This window comes from Burkholderia sp. IDO3 (assembly GCF_003366075.1).
Classification (GTDB): domain Bacteria; phylum Pseudomonadota; class Gammaproteobacteria; order Burkholderiales; family Burkholderiaceae; genus Burkholderia; species Burkholderia anthina.
Window position 1 is genome coordinate 1691851 of the sequence record NZ_CP028963.1, and the last position, 12072, is coordinate 1703922.

The following is a 12072-nucleotide window of genomic DNA, read 5'->3' on the forward strand; positions in this document are numbered from 1 at the left end:
GCAATGACATCGACTCAGATTGGAGCGATTGCCCTTGCGGTTGGCGCGCTCGGCGTGCTGTTGCTCGGAATGGTCGCGCTGCTGCGGGCGCATGCCGCGACGCGTGCCGAACGAGCACTCGTCGACGCGCTGGACCGACGCATGGTCGCGCTCGAGGCGGCGAAGGCGCGGACGTCGGACAGCGGGCGCGACGCGGCGGCGCAACCCGACGCAGGCGGCGGAAGGCGCGTCGCGCAGTTCCTCGAACAGTTGTCGGCGGTGGGCGTGCGCTGGCTCAACACCGGGCTCGGCAAGCAGCTCGTCGCCGAAGAGGATCGTCGCCTGCTCGAGCAGTGCGGCTATGTCGACGCGCGCACGCGGGGGTTGTTCCTGAGCGCGCGAATCGCGTGCGGGATCGGCTTGCCGCTGTTGTTCGTGATCTTCGCGAGCGGCCGGATGAAGGGCAGCTACTGGATGATCGGCCTGTTTGTCGCGTTCGGCGTCGGCTTCATGTTGCCGAAGCTCTACATCCAGCGCCGCGCAGCTGCGCGGCGACAGAGCGTCGTCGACGAATTACCGCTGCTCGTCGATATGCTGCGTCTGCTGCAGGGCGTCGGACTATCGCTCGACCAGAGTCTGCAGGTTGTAACGAACGATTTTCGCGGGATGTTGCCGGTGTTGTCATCGGAGGTGGGGATTGCACAGCGCCAGTTCGCGGCGGGCCGCACGCGCGAACAGTCGCTGCAGCGGTTGTCCGGCGGCTTCGATAACGAGGACTTGCGCGCGATCGTGCGGTTGATGATCCAGGTCGACAAGCACGGCGGTGCGGTGCAGGAGCCGCTCAAGCAATTCGGCGACCGGTTGCGCGAGACACGTCGTGCGATGCTTCGCGAGCGGATCGGCCGGTTGACGGTGAAGATGACTGGCGTGATGGTGCTGACGTTATTGCCTGCTTTGCTGATTGTCACGGCCGGGCCGGGGATGCTGGCGGTCATGCACGCGCTATCGTCGCACCACTGACGGACGGAAGGAACGAAGATGAAGCAGATCAGTGGAGTGGTGACGCGGGCAGGCGTGATAGCAGTGGCGCTGCTGCTCGGTGCGTGCGCGACCAAGGACAGTGGGTATGGTGTCAATGCGCAAACCGAGCGGGCGGCGTTGATGCAGGCTGCCGATCAGAAGCGGGCGGTGCCCGATACGCCGGGAATGTATCTGGGCCTGATTCAGCGGATGCAGGCGCAGGGACTCTATTATGCGTCGCTCGCACATATCGACGCATATGAGAAAACTTACGGCGTAACGCCGGACTCCACCCTGTTGCGGGCAGATGCACTGCGGATGACCGATCAGTCGGCCGCGAGTGCGGCCGTGTACACGCAACTGCTCAAAACGCCGCTTGCCGCGCGCGGCTATCGTGGGCTTGGGCTGCTTGCCGGTGCGGCAGGCGACTTCGGTCGTGCGGTGCAGGCGCTTGCGCAAGCGTCCGAGCTTGCGCCGACCGATGCGTCGTTGCTGTCCGATCTGGCTTACGCGAAGCTGCGCAGCGGCGATGTCGCTGGCGCGCGGGTGCCGCTTCTGAAAGCCGCCGAACTGGACCCGCACAATCCGAAGATCGTCAGCAACCTCGCGCTCTACCTGCTCGCGGCGGGTCGCACGCAGGATGCGCAACGGTTGATGAATCAGCAGCACCTGCCGGCGGATATTCGCAAGGACATCAACGGCGATGCCGCGAAGATTGCGGTTGCAGTGCAGGCTCAGCAGCGCGCTATCGCTGTGCCGTCGGCGGTGGTCGCGCGACGCAGCCTGCTCGCGCCGAATACGCCGATGGCGAACAATTCTGGCTACGACCAGACCATGCCGTTGCTGCAACGATTTGCACAATGAACAGACATCGGGGGATTGACATGAACAATAGCAAGCAATATCGAAACGCGCGGGCGGGCCGAATCGCGGTGCTCGGTGCGCTCGCCTGCATGGTGGCGGGTTCCGCGTCCGCATACGGGCAGGTAACGTCGTCTGCGTCCGATGTCGATCGTTCGACAAGGGAGTGGCTCGCGCTACAGCGCGACAATCGCGCGGCGGCACCGACGCAGCCGGTGTTGGGCGACGTCGCGTCCCTCATCTATCAGCGTTACCTCGATTCGTTCAAGAACAAGATTCCGAATTCGATGAGTTCGCAGATAGGCTCCGGCAGCGGAGCGGGCGGCGGGCAATCGACTCAATAAGCGAGACGACAATGCGGGCAGATCAAGCATGCGCGGCACGACGGCGCGGCGCGGGCCGGCCGGCGGGGCGTTGCCAGCGTGGCTCCGTGGCGGTGCTCGCGGTGATATGGATGTCGATCGCATTCATCATGCTGGCCGGGATCGACATCGGCCACTTTTATTCCGAGCGACGCCTGATGCAGGCAGCGGCCGATTCGGCCGCACTGTCAGCGGTTTCTCAAGTTTCCGCCGATACAGCCTGCGCGGCGGCGACGACCGCGGCGAATCAAATCGCGAATCCGACAAAAAAACCGCTACCGCCCAGCGTGACCGTTTCCGTGACGTGCGGGATCTGGACTGCGCCCCAAGCCAGCGGCAGCGCGTTGTTCTCGCCGACCGCGGGAACGGCGACCAATGGTCAATGCGCGGGGTTGTCGGCCGGCGCGGCAAGTGGCCAGCCGGCCAATGCCGTATGCGTGACCGTTTCCGAGCCGGTATCCGGCATTTTTCGTAATGGAACGACGATCAGTGCGTCAGCCATCGCCAAGATCACGCCGTACGACACCTTTACACTCGGCACGGCGCTCGCGTCGTTGAATGGCGGGTTGATCAACCAGTTGCTCGGTACGCTGACCGGTTCGCCCAACCCACTGAATCTCCAGGCCGTCGATTATCAGGGGCTGGCGCAAGTCAACCTGAACATGGCGGGCATTCTGGCCAATTTGCCGGTCGGTACGAGCACGGCCGTGCTGAACGGAACCGTGTCGCTCGGCCAACTGGTCAATGCGGAATTGCAGGCAGCGACGCAGCAGAATCTGGCGAGCGCGAATCTGAACGTTCTGAATGCGATCGCTGCGGCACTGTGCATCAACAACACCTGCGGCGGCCCTCAGATCGCGCTCGGTCAACTGGTTTCCGCTGCGGTTGCCGGTGGCAGCTCAGCGGTCAATGCGAGCGTGAATGCACTCGGATTGCTATCGACGGCGTTGCAAATCGCGAACGGAACGAGCCCGGTCACCATTCCCAGCATAACGGTGCAGACGCCGACCGCGCTCGCGCCGCTGCTGAACACGACCGTGTCGGGCTCCGTATCGCTCGCCGGAACGCCGCCATCCACGGCAAGCGGTCCGCCCGGGCCGTCTAACTGCGGGACGACCAATTGCACGACCAATACGTCGACTGCGCAGGGCAATATCTTCCTGAATACGTCGCTGTCGCTCCTGTCGACGTGCTCGGATGGGTCTCTGGCCTACCCGGGAGCCGCTTGTTCGAAAGGCAAGGCGACTCCGCTCGCCGCCGTTCAATTGCCGGTTACCGCCTATGTGTCGCCGGCGACGGCGGGTCTGGCGTCCGTCACCTGTACGCCGGACGGTACGAAAAGCGCACAGGTGAATGTCCAGACAGGTGTGCTTGCCGTCTACCTCGGCGGGTCGGCGAATACCCCGATCAATCTCAATGCCGCCAGCGGTTACACACCGAGCGGCAGCGCAAACCCGATTCCGCTCGTGTCCGTCAACCTGCAGAGCCTGCTGAATCTGCTGAACCTCGGCGGCTTGACCTCCACGCTGACATCGCTGCTTAACGTGCTGACGCTGGGCCTCCTCAACCTGAACGACATCTCGATCAGCATCAGCTTGAAGCCTGGCCAATTGACGGTTCCAGTCGCCAATCAAACGCCGACGCCGTTGTCGTTCGCGTATCCCGGGCCGCAATCCTCCGCTTCTCCGAGCCCCGCGTCGCCGTACACGCTGAACGTCGGCACGGATCAGTTCCTGGCGCCTGCGGTTCAGGGCATCGTGAACGGTGGCTTGACGTTGACGTTATCTGCGAGCGGCGGCTTGGTGTCGATCCTGGCTGGTGTATTGAATCCGTTGTTGAGTGCCCTGACGGGGCCGATTTTGACTGCACTGGGGAATACGCTCGTTCCGCTGCTGCTGCAACCGGTCGATTCTCTTCTGGCCTCCGTCACGAGCCTGCTCGGCCTGAGCCTGGGAAATGCCTATGTCACGAATACACCGGATTCGATCAAGTGCGGCACGCCCATGCTCGTTCAATAAATCTCCGAGCATTCCGTTATCGACGGAGGGCGGTTTCGCCGCCGTCCGCAACCAATCGCTGATCGGCAATGCCGCGTTACTCTTCAATTATTGAAGCCGTACCCAAAGAATGAGACCCACCCCCGCAATCGCAGAACTCGACCTCTACGTCTGGGAAGGCAAGGCGGACATCGTCGACCGCGTTGCCCGGTGCATGGCGAGCTTCGACGTCGAAGTGATCCGTGCGGACAACGCGGAGATCTCGCCCGAGCGCGCCGCATTGCGGCCGTCGCTCGCGATCATCAGCGTGACGATGATCGAAACCGGCGCGGCGTTCCTGCGCGACTGGCAGGCCAACATCGGCATGCCGGTCGTCTGGGTCGGCGCGGCGCGCGACCACGACGCGTCGCAGTATCCGCCCGACTATTCGCATATCCTGCCGCTCGACTTTACGTGCGCCGAACTGCGCGGCATGGTCGGCAAGCTCGTCACGCAGTTGCGCGCACACGCGGCCGAAACGCTGCAGCCGTCCGAACTCGTCGCGCACTCCGAGTCGATGCAGGCGCTGCTGCACGAAGTCGACACGTTCGCCGACTGCGACACCAACGTGCTGCTGCACGGCGAAACCGGTGTCGGCAAGGAGCGCATCGCGCAACTGCTCCACGAAAAACACTCGCGTTACCGGCAGGGCGAGTTCGTGCCGGTCAACTGCGGTGCGATTCCGGACGGCCTGTTCGAATCGCTGTTCTTCGGGCACGCGAAAGGCTCGTTTACCGGCGCGGTTGTTGCGCATAAAGGCTATTTCGAGCAGGCGGCGGGCGGCACGCTGTTCCTCGACGAAGTCGGCGACCTGCCGTTGTACCAGCAGGTCAAGCTGTTGCGCGTGCTCGAGGACGGCGCCGTGCTGCGCGTCGGTGCGACGACGTCGATCAAGGTCGATTTCCGTCTGGTCGCGGCCAGCAACAAGAAGCTGCCGCAACTCGTGAAGGAAGGCCTGTTCCGCGCGGATCTTTACTATCGGCTCGCGGTGATCGAGCTGAGCATTCCGTCGCTGGAAGAGCGAGGCGCAGTCGACAAGATCGCGCTGTTCAAGTCGTTCGTCGCGGAGGTGGTGGGCGAGGAACGGCTCGGACAACTGTCGGACCTGCCTTACTGGCTTGCGGACGCGGTGGCGGACAGCTATTTCCCCGGCAACGTGCGCGAGTTGCGCAACCTGGCCGAGCGCGTCGGCGTGACGGTGCGGCAGACGGGGGGCTGGGATGCGGCGCGATTGCAGCGGCTGGTCGCGCATGCGCGCAGCTCGGCACAGCCGGTGCCGGTGGAGAGCGCGGCGGAAGTCTTCGTCGATCGCAGCAAATGGGACATGAACGAGCGCAGCCGCGTGATCGCGGCCCTCGACGCAAACGGTTGGCGGCGTCAGGACACGGCGCAGCAACTCGGTATCAGCCGCAAGGTCCTGTGGGAAAAGATGCGTAAATATCAGATCTTCGACGAGGAGCCCGAGACGCGCGAAAGCGAGTAATTAATGAGATAAAATCGCGCTGAATTACAACGACACGGGCGGGGAATCAAAATTGATGAGCCATATGACGGGGTTGGGGCGGGCGTGTGCGTTGCTCGCCGTGGTAGGGGGCATGCAGGGCGCGTTCGCGCAGGGGTTGGCAGGCAACGGGACGCCGGCAGTACAGCAGGCGTCCGCGCCGGTGGCGGCGATTCCGGTGATCGATCAGCAGGGTCAGGCGTCGGTGCAGCCGCAGGCAGGCGAGACGACCGGGCAGAGCACGGTTGACGAGCTGCAGCGCCAGATCCAGGCGCATTCGCTGACGGAAATGCGCACGAGCTATAACGGCAGCTATGGTGCGAGCCAGCTGTTCAGCGTCAAGGACGGTTCGTATTTCGTCGCACTGTTCCAGCAGAAGGCGTTCTGGCGCGTGATCAAGACTTACGACGAAACGCGGGCGGAAGCGATCTATCGCGATTTCTCGCGTCAGGCCGAACGGCTGGCCGTCAACGAGTTGCGTGCGGCGAAGCTGGAATCGCAGAAGGCGCAAACGGACAAGCAGATCGAAGTCACGCAGGAGCGCGCACGACGTCTGCAGGCTGACATCTCGATCGCGCGCGAGCAGCAGGCAGCGGTCGCGGATCGTCAGAAGACGGTGCGTAACGAAACGGCGGCATTGCAGGCGCAGCAGGCGGAACTGCAATCGCAGTTGCGCGCATTGCAGCAGCAGGTGCATGCGCTGCAGCGCGAGGCCGACGCGGGCTTGCCGACGACGGCACGCTGAGCAGAAGCAGGATGGGGCAGGTGCGGCGACATGCCGCGCCGACCGACGAAGAAAAAGGGCAAGCCGATTGGCTTGCCCTTTTGTTTTACTGGCCGTCCGGCACGATTCGCCGGCGGCGCGTGACGATGACTGGCCCGCTGCTGCCGCGTGCGTCGGACGGTGACGTGTTGCTCGATGCGTCGCCGGCGTCGCGCGGTGCGCCGTAGCTTTCGCGCGGTTCGCGCGGGGCATAGCCTTCACGGGGTTCGCGCGGCGCGCCATAACCTTCGCGCGGTTCGCGGGAGCCGTAGCCTTCGCGCGGTTCACGCGAGCCATAGCCGCCGCCGTCGCCGCGCGACTCGCGGGAGCCGCCGTGCGAGCCGTACGGGCTGTGGCCGCCGCCTTCGCGGCCACCCGGCCGGCCGCCGGGGCGCGGGCCGCGCGGGCCGCCGCCACCGGGGCGCGAGCCGCCGGTGTCGAGCTGGATCGTAGAAATGGCACGTTTGTAGATGCCTTGCAGACCCACGGGGGTGCGCAGCATCACCAGATACTGGTCGAACGACTCGATGCAGCCCGTCAGACGAATGCCGTTGACGAGATAGATTTCAACGCGCTTACGTTCCTTGCGCGCCGCATTGATGAAGTCGTTTTGCGGATGGGATTCTGCGGGATTGGCCATTGAGGTGCGGCAGGAGCCTGCGTCAGAGAATATGTTGTGCGTGTGTGTGGCGTGTTCGCCCACCAAGTGTTTGGCGGGATTTTACCCTGTTCGTTCCGCCAGCGCGCGGTCGTGATTGTGTCGAACCGTAACCCACTATAGACGTTCCCGCGCATTTTCGCGATTCGGTCGAACGGCTAATGCCCGTTCGTTACGGCGCGTTACGAATCTCGCAGCGGCGTAGCACCTGGCGATGCGTGTCGCGATTAAAGTCGTCGCGCATGTCGGGCAGGCCGGCAGATCAGGGATACGGAACATGAACAAGAGGACAGTCGCGGGATGGCTCGGAAGCGCAGCGTTGCTCGCTTCCGGCAGTGCGATGGCAGCGCACGTCGACCTGTCGGTCGGCATCGGCGTGCCGGTCGCACCGGTCTATGCCGAGCCGGTACCGGTCTATGTGGCGCCGCAGCCGGCGATGGTCGCGTATCCGGATGGCGGATACGGCTACTACGGCGACGATGGCGACGATCGCTACCGGAAATGGCGCAGGCACCATGAGCGGCACTGGCGCGAGCATCACGGCGACGATGACGACGACTGAGCCGGCTGCGCGCGCCGCCGGAGCGCGGCCGGGATCGTCCGGCCGCGTCCCGCCCGGCTTGCTCAACCCGGTTTCCCGGCCTTGATCCTGGCCATTTCCTCGTCGCGCAGCGCGCGGCGCAGGATCTTGCCGACGTTCGTCTGTGGCAGCGCGTCGCGGAATTCGACGAACTTCGGCATCTTGTAGCCGGTGAGATTCTTGCGGCAATGCGCGAGCACGTCGTCGACGGTCAGCGCGGGATCGCGGCGCACGACGAATACCTTGATCCGCTCGCCCTGTACTTCGTCAGGGATGCCGATCGCCGCGGCTTCGCTGATGCCGGGATGCATCACGAGTACTTCCTCGATCTCGTTCGGATACACGTTGAAGCCCGAGACGAGGATCATGTCCTTCTTGCGGTCGATGAGACGGATGAAGCCGCGCTCGTCCATCACGCCGATATCGCCGGTGCCGAGCCACCCGTCGGCGTCGATCACCTTCGCGGTTTCGTCCGGCCGCTGCCAGTAACCGCGCATCACTTGCGGACCGTGCACGCAGAGCTCGCCCGCCTCGCCGATGCCGGCCCAGGTGCCGTCCTCGTGTCGAAAGCGCACGATGGTCGACGGCGCGGGCAGGCCGATCGAGCCGCTGAACGCGGCCATGTCGGTCAGGTCCACCGGATTCATCGTGACGATCGGCGAGCATTCGGTGAGCCCGTAGCCTTCGACGACCGGCCGGCCCGTGACTTGCTGGAAGCGCTCCGCGACCGCGCGCTGCATCGCCATCCCGCCCGCCATCGCGAGCTTGAGCTTCGAGAAGTCGCGCTTGCGGAATTCCTCGTTGTCGAGGAAGGCGTTGTACAGCGTGTTGATGCCGGTGATCCCGGTGAAGGTCTCGTTGCGGATGATCTTCATCACCATGTTCGTGTCGCGCGGGTTCGCAATCAGGATGTTGCGGCCGCCGAGCCCCATGAAGATGAAGGCGTTCACGGTCAGCGAATAGATGTGATAGAGCGGCAGCGGCGTGAGCACCGTCTCGACGTCGCCGGTGACCTGGTCGGCGATCCAGGCCTTCGCCTGCAGCAGGTTGGCGATCAGGTTGCCGTGCGTGAGCATCGCGCCTTTCGCGACGCCGGTCGTGCCGCCGGTGTATTGCAGGAACGCGAGGTCGTCGCGCGTCATCGGCACCGGCTGCGGCTTGCCGCGCGCGCCGAGCGCGAGTGCGGCGCGCAGCCGGATCGCCTGCGGCAGCTGGTAGGCCGGCACGAGCTTCTTCACGTGCTTCAGCACGAAATTGATCAGGTGTCCTTTTGCATTGAGGCCGTCGGCGAGTAGGTCGCCGAGCGCGGTGACGACGATGTTCTTCACTTGCGTTTCCGGCAGCGCGTCCTGCAGCGTGCGCGCGAAATTTTCGAACACGACGATCGTCTGCGCACCGCTGTCCTTCAACTGGTGCGCGAGTTCGCGCGCGGTGTAGAGCGGATTGACGTTGACGACGATCGCGCCGGCCTTCAGCGTGCCGAACAGTGCGACCGGGTACTGGAACGAGTTCGGCAGCATGATCGCGACGCGGTCGCCGGGCTTCACGCCCGTGTCTTGCAGGTACGATGCGAACGCATCGACTTTTTGCGCGAGCGTGCGGTAGGTCATCGATGCGCCCGCGCTGACGTAGGCGACGCGCTCGGCAAAGCGGGTCGTGCATTCGTTGAAGAACTGCACGAGCGATGCGTATTGCGTGACGTCGATCTCGTGCGGGACGCCGGGCGGGTACGACGCGTACCAGATGCCGTCGGTGTTCGGCGGGAGCTGGGCCGCTGCGGTGGCTGCGGATGAGGACATGATGGGTCTCCGGTGTCTCGGCGAGAGCGAGCGCGTCGGCGCTCGTTCCTGCCCGATGTTGTGCAGTCGACGAAAGCCCGTGCGCCAGCACTGCGCCGCATGACATTCGTTCGGCCCGGATCCGCGCGTGAACGCAGGCCCGGGCCGCATACATGGGCGCCAAACCGGCGCGAACGCTTGCACGTCCGCGCGATCCCGCACCCGCAAGTCATCAATGAAATGCCGCCTGCGCGGCCGTCGGCGCGATCAGTTCGCCGGGTGCAGCGTGGCCGTATCGGCGCTTGCCGTACTCGGTGTCAGCCCGAACACCTCGCTCGCGCCCGCATCGTCGAGCACCGCCGCGAAGATCGACAATTGCGCACTGTCGGGCATCGGGGCCTTCAGCGCGGCGACGATCAGCGAAGACAGCCGCGCGATCATCTGCACGTCGTTCATCGTGCGGCCTTGCGAGAATTCGTCGATCAGGCTTTCGGTCTCGGCACCGGCGAGCGCGCCGGACAGCGCGCCGATCGCGAAGTGCAGCCGCCAGCCGAGCTCCGTGCGCGGCAGATGCGGCAGCGCACGCTGGAACGCGTCGAAGAAACGGCCCGCAACGCTTGCGTAGTGGGCGGTCAGGAAGTTGCGCACGAACGGCGACGGGTCGGTGTACGCGCGACCGATCAGCCGGAGGAACGCGGGGCCGCCGCGTTCGGGGTCGCGCGACGCCTTCAATGCAGGAATGAACATCGCGCCGAGCACGTGCTCGCAGGTGATGTGCTCGGCGAGCTGCGCATCGAAGCGATCGAGGATGCCGAGACGCTCCTGGTTGAGCTGATCGAGCCGCCGCGACAGCATCGCGTGGATCAGCGCTTCCTTGCTGCCGAAGTGATAGTTGACCGCTGCGAGGTTCACCGCCGCGCGCGACGTGATCTGCCGCATCGACATCGCCTCGAAGCCATGTTCGATGAACAGATCCTCGGCCGCATCGAGAATGCGCGCCTTCGTCCCGCCGGCCTGCCGAGTGCCGGATGATCGCCCGCCGGACGGCCGTCCCGCCGACGGTCGCCCCTCCTGACTTACTGCCATGTTCCGCCTCCCACGCCGGTTTCCCGGCCGCGAACTGGTGATTTGATTATCTGATTCAAACAGCCGTTTTTATTAAGATAAAAAAACGCGGGCGGAGCGGGCAAGCGGGGAATCTGGACAAATTCCTCTAGTTCGATGTGCAGGTGCGGAAAGTCATGCGTGCGGCCCCGGCGGGACGGGGCACGCGCGATGATGCGATGCGGCAATGCGTGCGATCAGCTCGCGGTGGTACGCGTATTGACCGATTGCGTCATGTCGATGCCGCGCCGCTCGCGGCTGAACAGGATCAGCACCGCGATCACGACGGCCACGATGCCGGCGACGAGCGCGAGCGCGTAACCGTAGTTGTTGCCTTGCGAAACCGCGAACGATGCCTGCATCGTCGCGTTACCCGACGCGAGCAGGTTGCCGAGCTGATAGACGACGCCGGGGAAGGTTGCGCGGATCTCGTCGGGAGAAATCTCGTTCAGGTGGACCGGGATCACGCCCCATGCGCCCTGGACGGAAATCTGCATCAGGAACGCACCGGCGGCGAGCGCGACCGGGCCGCTCGAGAATGCCCACAGCGGCAGCACCGGCAACGCGATCAGCGCCGCGATGAAGATCGCGCGGCGACGGCCGATGCGCTCCGAGATCGCACCGAACGACAGGCCGCCGACGATGGCGCCGATGTTCAGCACGATCGTGATCCACGATACGGTGTGCGGATCGAAATGGTGTTGTTCGCGCAGGAAGGTCGGATAGAGATCCTGCGTGCCGTGCGAGAAGAAGTTGAACGCGGTCATCAGCACGATCGCGTAGATCGCGAGCTTCCAGTTCTGCTGCATCGTGGCCCACAGGCTCGGCCGCGGCCGCTTTTCCATCTGCTTCCAGGCCGGCGATTCCGGCACGTGCGCACGCACGTACAGCACGAGCAGCGCGGGCAGCACGCCGATCATGAACATGCCGCGCCAGCCGATGTACTGGTAGAACAGGCCGAACACGATGGACGCGAGCAGGTATCCGCTCGGATAGCCGGCCTGCAGCAGGCCCGACACGATGCCGCGTGCATGGGTCGGCACGGTTTCCATCGTCAGTGCGGAGCCGACGCCCCATTCGCCGCCCATCGCGATGCCGAACAGCGCGCGCAGCACCAGCAGGGCGGCCAGGCTCGGCGCGAAGCCGGACGCGAGTTCGAGCACGGAATAGCACGCGATGTTGACCATCAGCGTCGGACGGCGACCGAAACGATCGGCGAGCCGGCCGAAGATCAGTGCACCGAGCGGGCGCATCGCGAGGGTCAGCGTGAGCGCGAAGGCGACGGCGGGGATCGTCGATGCGAACTCGGAGGCGATGTCCTTCAGCACGAAAACCATCAGGAAAAAATCGAACGCATCGAGCGTCCAGCCCAGATAGGCGGCGATCGTGACGTTGCGTTGTTCGCGGGTCCAGCTCATGTCCGAAGTCTC

At 64.6% G+C, this 12072-nt stretch carries 11 protein-coding genes; 7 read left to right on the forward strand and 4 right to left on the reverse strand.

What is annotated here, in order from left to right; all coding sequences use genetic code 11:
* Nucleotides 1–3 precede the first annotated feature (3 nt).
* From DCN14_RS22470 to DCN14_RS22495, 6 genes are all read left to right on the forward strand, one after another.
* Nucleotides 4–999 carry a type II secretion system F family protein gene (locus DCN14_RS22470; RefSeq protein WP_096506801.1) on the forward strand — a complete coding sequence of 332 codons (996 nt, stop codon included), beginning with the start codon at nucleotides 4–6 and terminating at the stop codon, nucleotides 997–999.
* Nucleotides 1000–1017: 18 nt separating this feature from the next.
* Nucleotides 1018–1863 carry a pilus assembly protein gene (locus tag DCN14_RS22475; RefSeq protein WP_096506800.1) on the forward strand — a complete coding sequence of 282 codons (846 nt, stop codon included), beginning with the start codon at nucleotides 1018–1020 and terminating at the stop codon, nucleotides 1861–1863.
* Nucleotides 1860–2204, forward strand: coding sequence for a DUF3613 domain-containing protein (locus DCN14_RS22480; protein ID WP_240327424.1), 345 nt, complete (start codon nucleotides 1860–1862; stop codon nucleotides 2202–2204). The genes DCN14_RS22475 and DCN14_RS22480 overlap by 4 nt, the downstream gene beginning before the upstream one ends.
* A 110-nt stretch (nucleotides 2205–2314) precedes the next feature.
* Nucleotides 2315–4240, forward strand: coding sequence for a hypothetical protein (locus DCN14_RS22485; protein WP_239007909.1), 1926 nt, complete (start codon nucleotides 2315–2317; stop codon nucleotides 4238–4240).
* A 109-nt stretch (nucleotides 4241–4349) separates the two neighbouring features.
* Entirely contained in the window at nucleotides 4350–5741 is a 1392-nt protein-coding gene (locus DCN14_RS22490) for a sigma-54 dependent transcriptional regulator (RefSeq protein WP_096506797.1), read from the forward strand.
* A gap of 55 nt (nucleotides 5742–5796) precedes the next feature.
* Nucleotides 5797–6504, forward strand: coding sequence for a DUF2968 domain-containing protein (locus tag DCN14_RS22495; RefSeq protein WP_096506796.1), 708 nt, complete (start codon nucleotides 5797–5799; stop codon nucleotides 6502–6504).
* 85 nt (nucleotides 6505–6589) lie between these two features.
* Here DCN14_RS22495 and hfq read toward each other — a convergent pair whose 3' ends face one another.
* Nucleotides 6590–7162: an RNA chaperone Hfq gene (gene hfq / locus DCN14_RS22500; protein WP_115531438.1), complete on the reverse strand. Its 573-nt coding sequence runs from the start codon at nucleotides 7160–7162 to the stop codon at nucleotides 6590–6592.
* A 295-nt stretch (nucleotides 7163–7457) separates the two neighbouring features.
* Here hfq and DCN14_RS22505 point away from each other — a divergent pair, with 295 nt between their 5' ends.
* Entirely contained in the window at nucleotides 7458–7742 is a 285-nt protein-coding gene (locus tag DCN14_RS22505) for a hypothetical protein (protein WP_096508294.1), read from the forward strand.
* 62 nt (nucleotides 7743–7804) lie between these two features.
* Here DCN14_RS22505 and DCN14_RS22510 read toward each other — a convergent pair whose 3' ends face one another.
* The 3 genes from DCN14_RS22510 to DCN14_RS22520 all read right to left on the reverse strand — a co-directional run bounded on the left by DCN14_RS22510 (nucleotide 7805) and on the right by DCN14_RS22520 (nucleotide 12060).
* Nucleotides 7805–9559, reverse strand: a complete 1755-nt coding sequence (locus tag DCN14_RS22510) for an AMP-binding protein (protein WP_096508295.1) — start codon at nucleotides 9557–9559, stop codon at nucleotides 7805–7807.
* A 246-nt stretch (nucleotides 9560–9805) separates the two neighbouring features.
* Nucleotides 9806–10624, reverse strand: a complete 819-nt coding sequence (locus DCN14_RS22515; protein ID WP_096508296.1) for a TetR/AcrR family transcriptional regulator — start codon at nucleotides 10622–10624, stop codon at nucleotides 9806–9808.
* A gap of 215 nt (nucleotides 10625–10839) precedes the next feature.
* Nucleotides 10840–12060, reverse strand: a complete 1221-nt coding sequence (locus tag DCN14_RS22520) for an MFS transporter (protein WP_096508297.1) — start codon at nucleotides 12058–12060, stop codon at nucleotides 10840–10842.
* Nucleotides 12061–12072 lie beyond the last annotated feature (12 nt).

Excerpts from the sequence above, each read along its gene's own strand:
- DCN14_RS22470 (WP_096506801.1), top strand. The coding sequence starts at position 4 with ATGACATCGACTCAGATTGGAGCGATTGCCCTTGCGGTTGGCGCGCTC.
- DCN14_RS22510 (WP_096508295.1), bottom strand. The coding sequence starts at position 9,559 with ATGTCCTCATCCGCAGCCACCGCAGCGGCCCAGCTCCCGCCGAACACC.
- DCN14_RS22495 (WP_096506796.1), top strand. The coding sequence starts at position 5,797 with ATGAGCCATATGACGGGGTTGGGGCGGGCGTGTGCGTTGCTCGCCGTG.
- DCN14_RS22515 (WP_096508296.1), bottom strand. The coding sequence starts at position 10,624 with ATGGCAGTAAGTCAGGAGGGGCGACCGTCGGCGGGACGGCCGTCCGGC.
- DCN14_RS22480 (WP_240327424.1), top strand. The coding sequence starts at position 1,860 with ATGAACAGACATCGGGGGATTGACATGAACAATAGCAAGCAATATCGA.
- DCN14_RS22485 (WP_239007909.1), top strand. The coding sequence starts at position 2,315 with ATGTCGATCGCATTCATCATGCTGGCCGGGATCGACATCGGCCACTTT.
- DCN14_RS22520 (WP_096508297.1), bottom strand. The coding sequence starts at position 12,060 with ATGAGCTGGACCCGCGAACAACGCAACGTCACGATCGCCGCCTATCTG.
- DCN14_RS22475 (WP_096506800.1), top strand. The coding sequence starts at position 1,018 with ATGAAGCAGATCAGTGGAGTGGTGACGCGGGCAGGCGTGATAGCAGTG.
- DCN14_RS22505 (WP_096508294.1), top strand. The coding sequence starts at position 7,458 with ATGAACAAGAGGACAGTCGCGGGATGGCTCGGAAGCGCAGCGTTGCTC.
- hfq (WP_115531438.1), bottom strand. The coding sequence starts at position 7,162 with ATGGCCAATCCCGCAGAATCCCATCCGCAAAACGACTTCATCAATGCG.
- DCN14_RS22490 (WP_096506797.1), top strand. The coding sequence starts at position 4,350 with ATGAGACCCACCCCCGCAATCGCAGAACTCGACCTCTACGTCTGGGAA.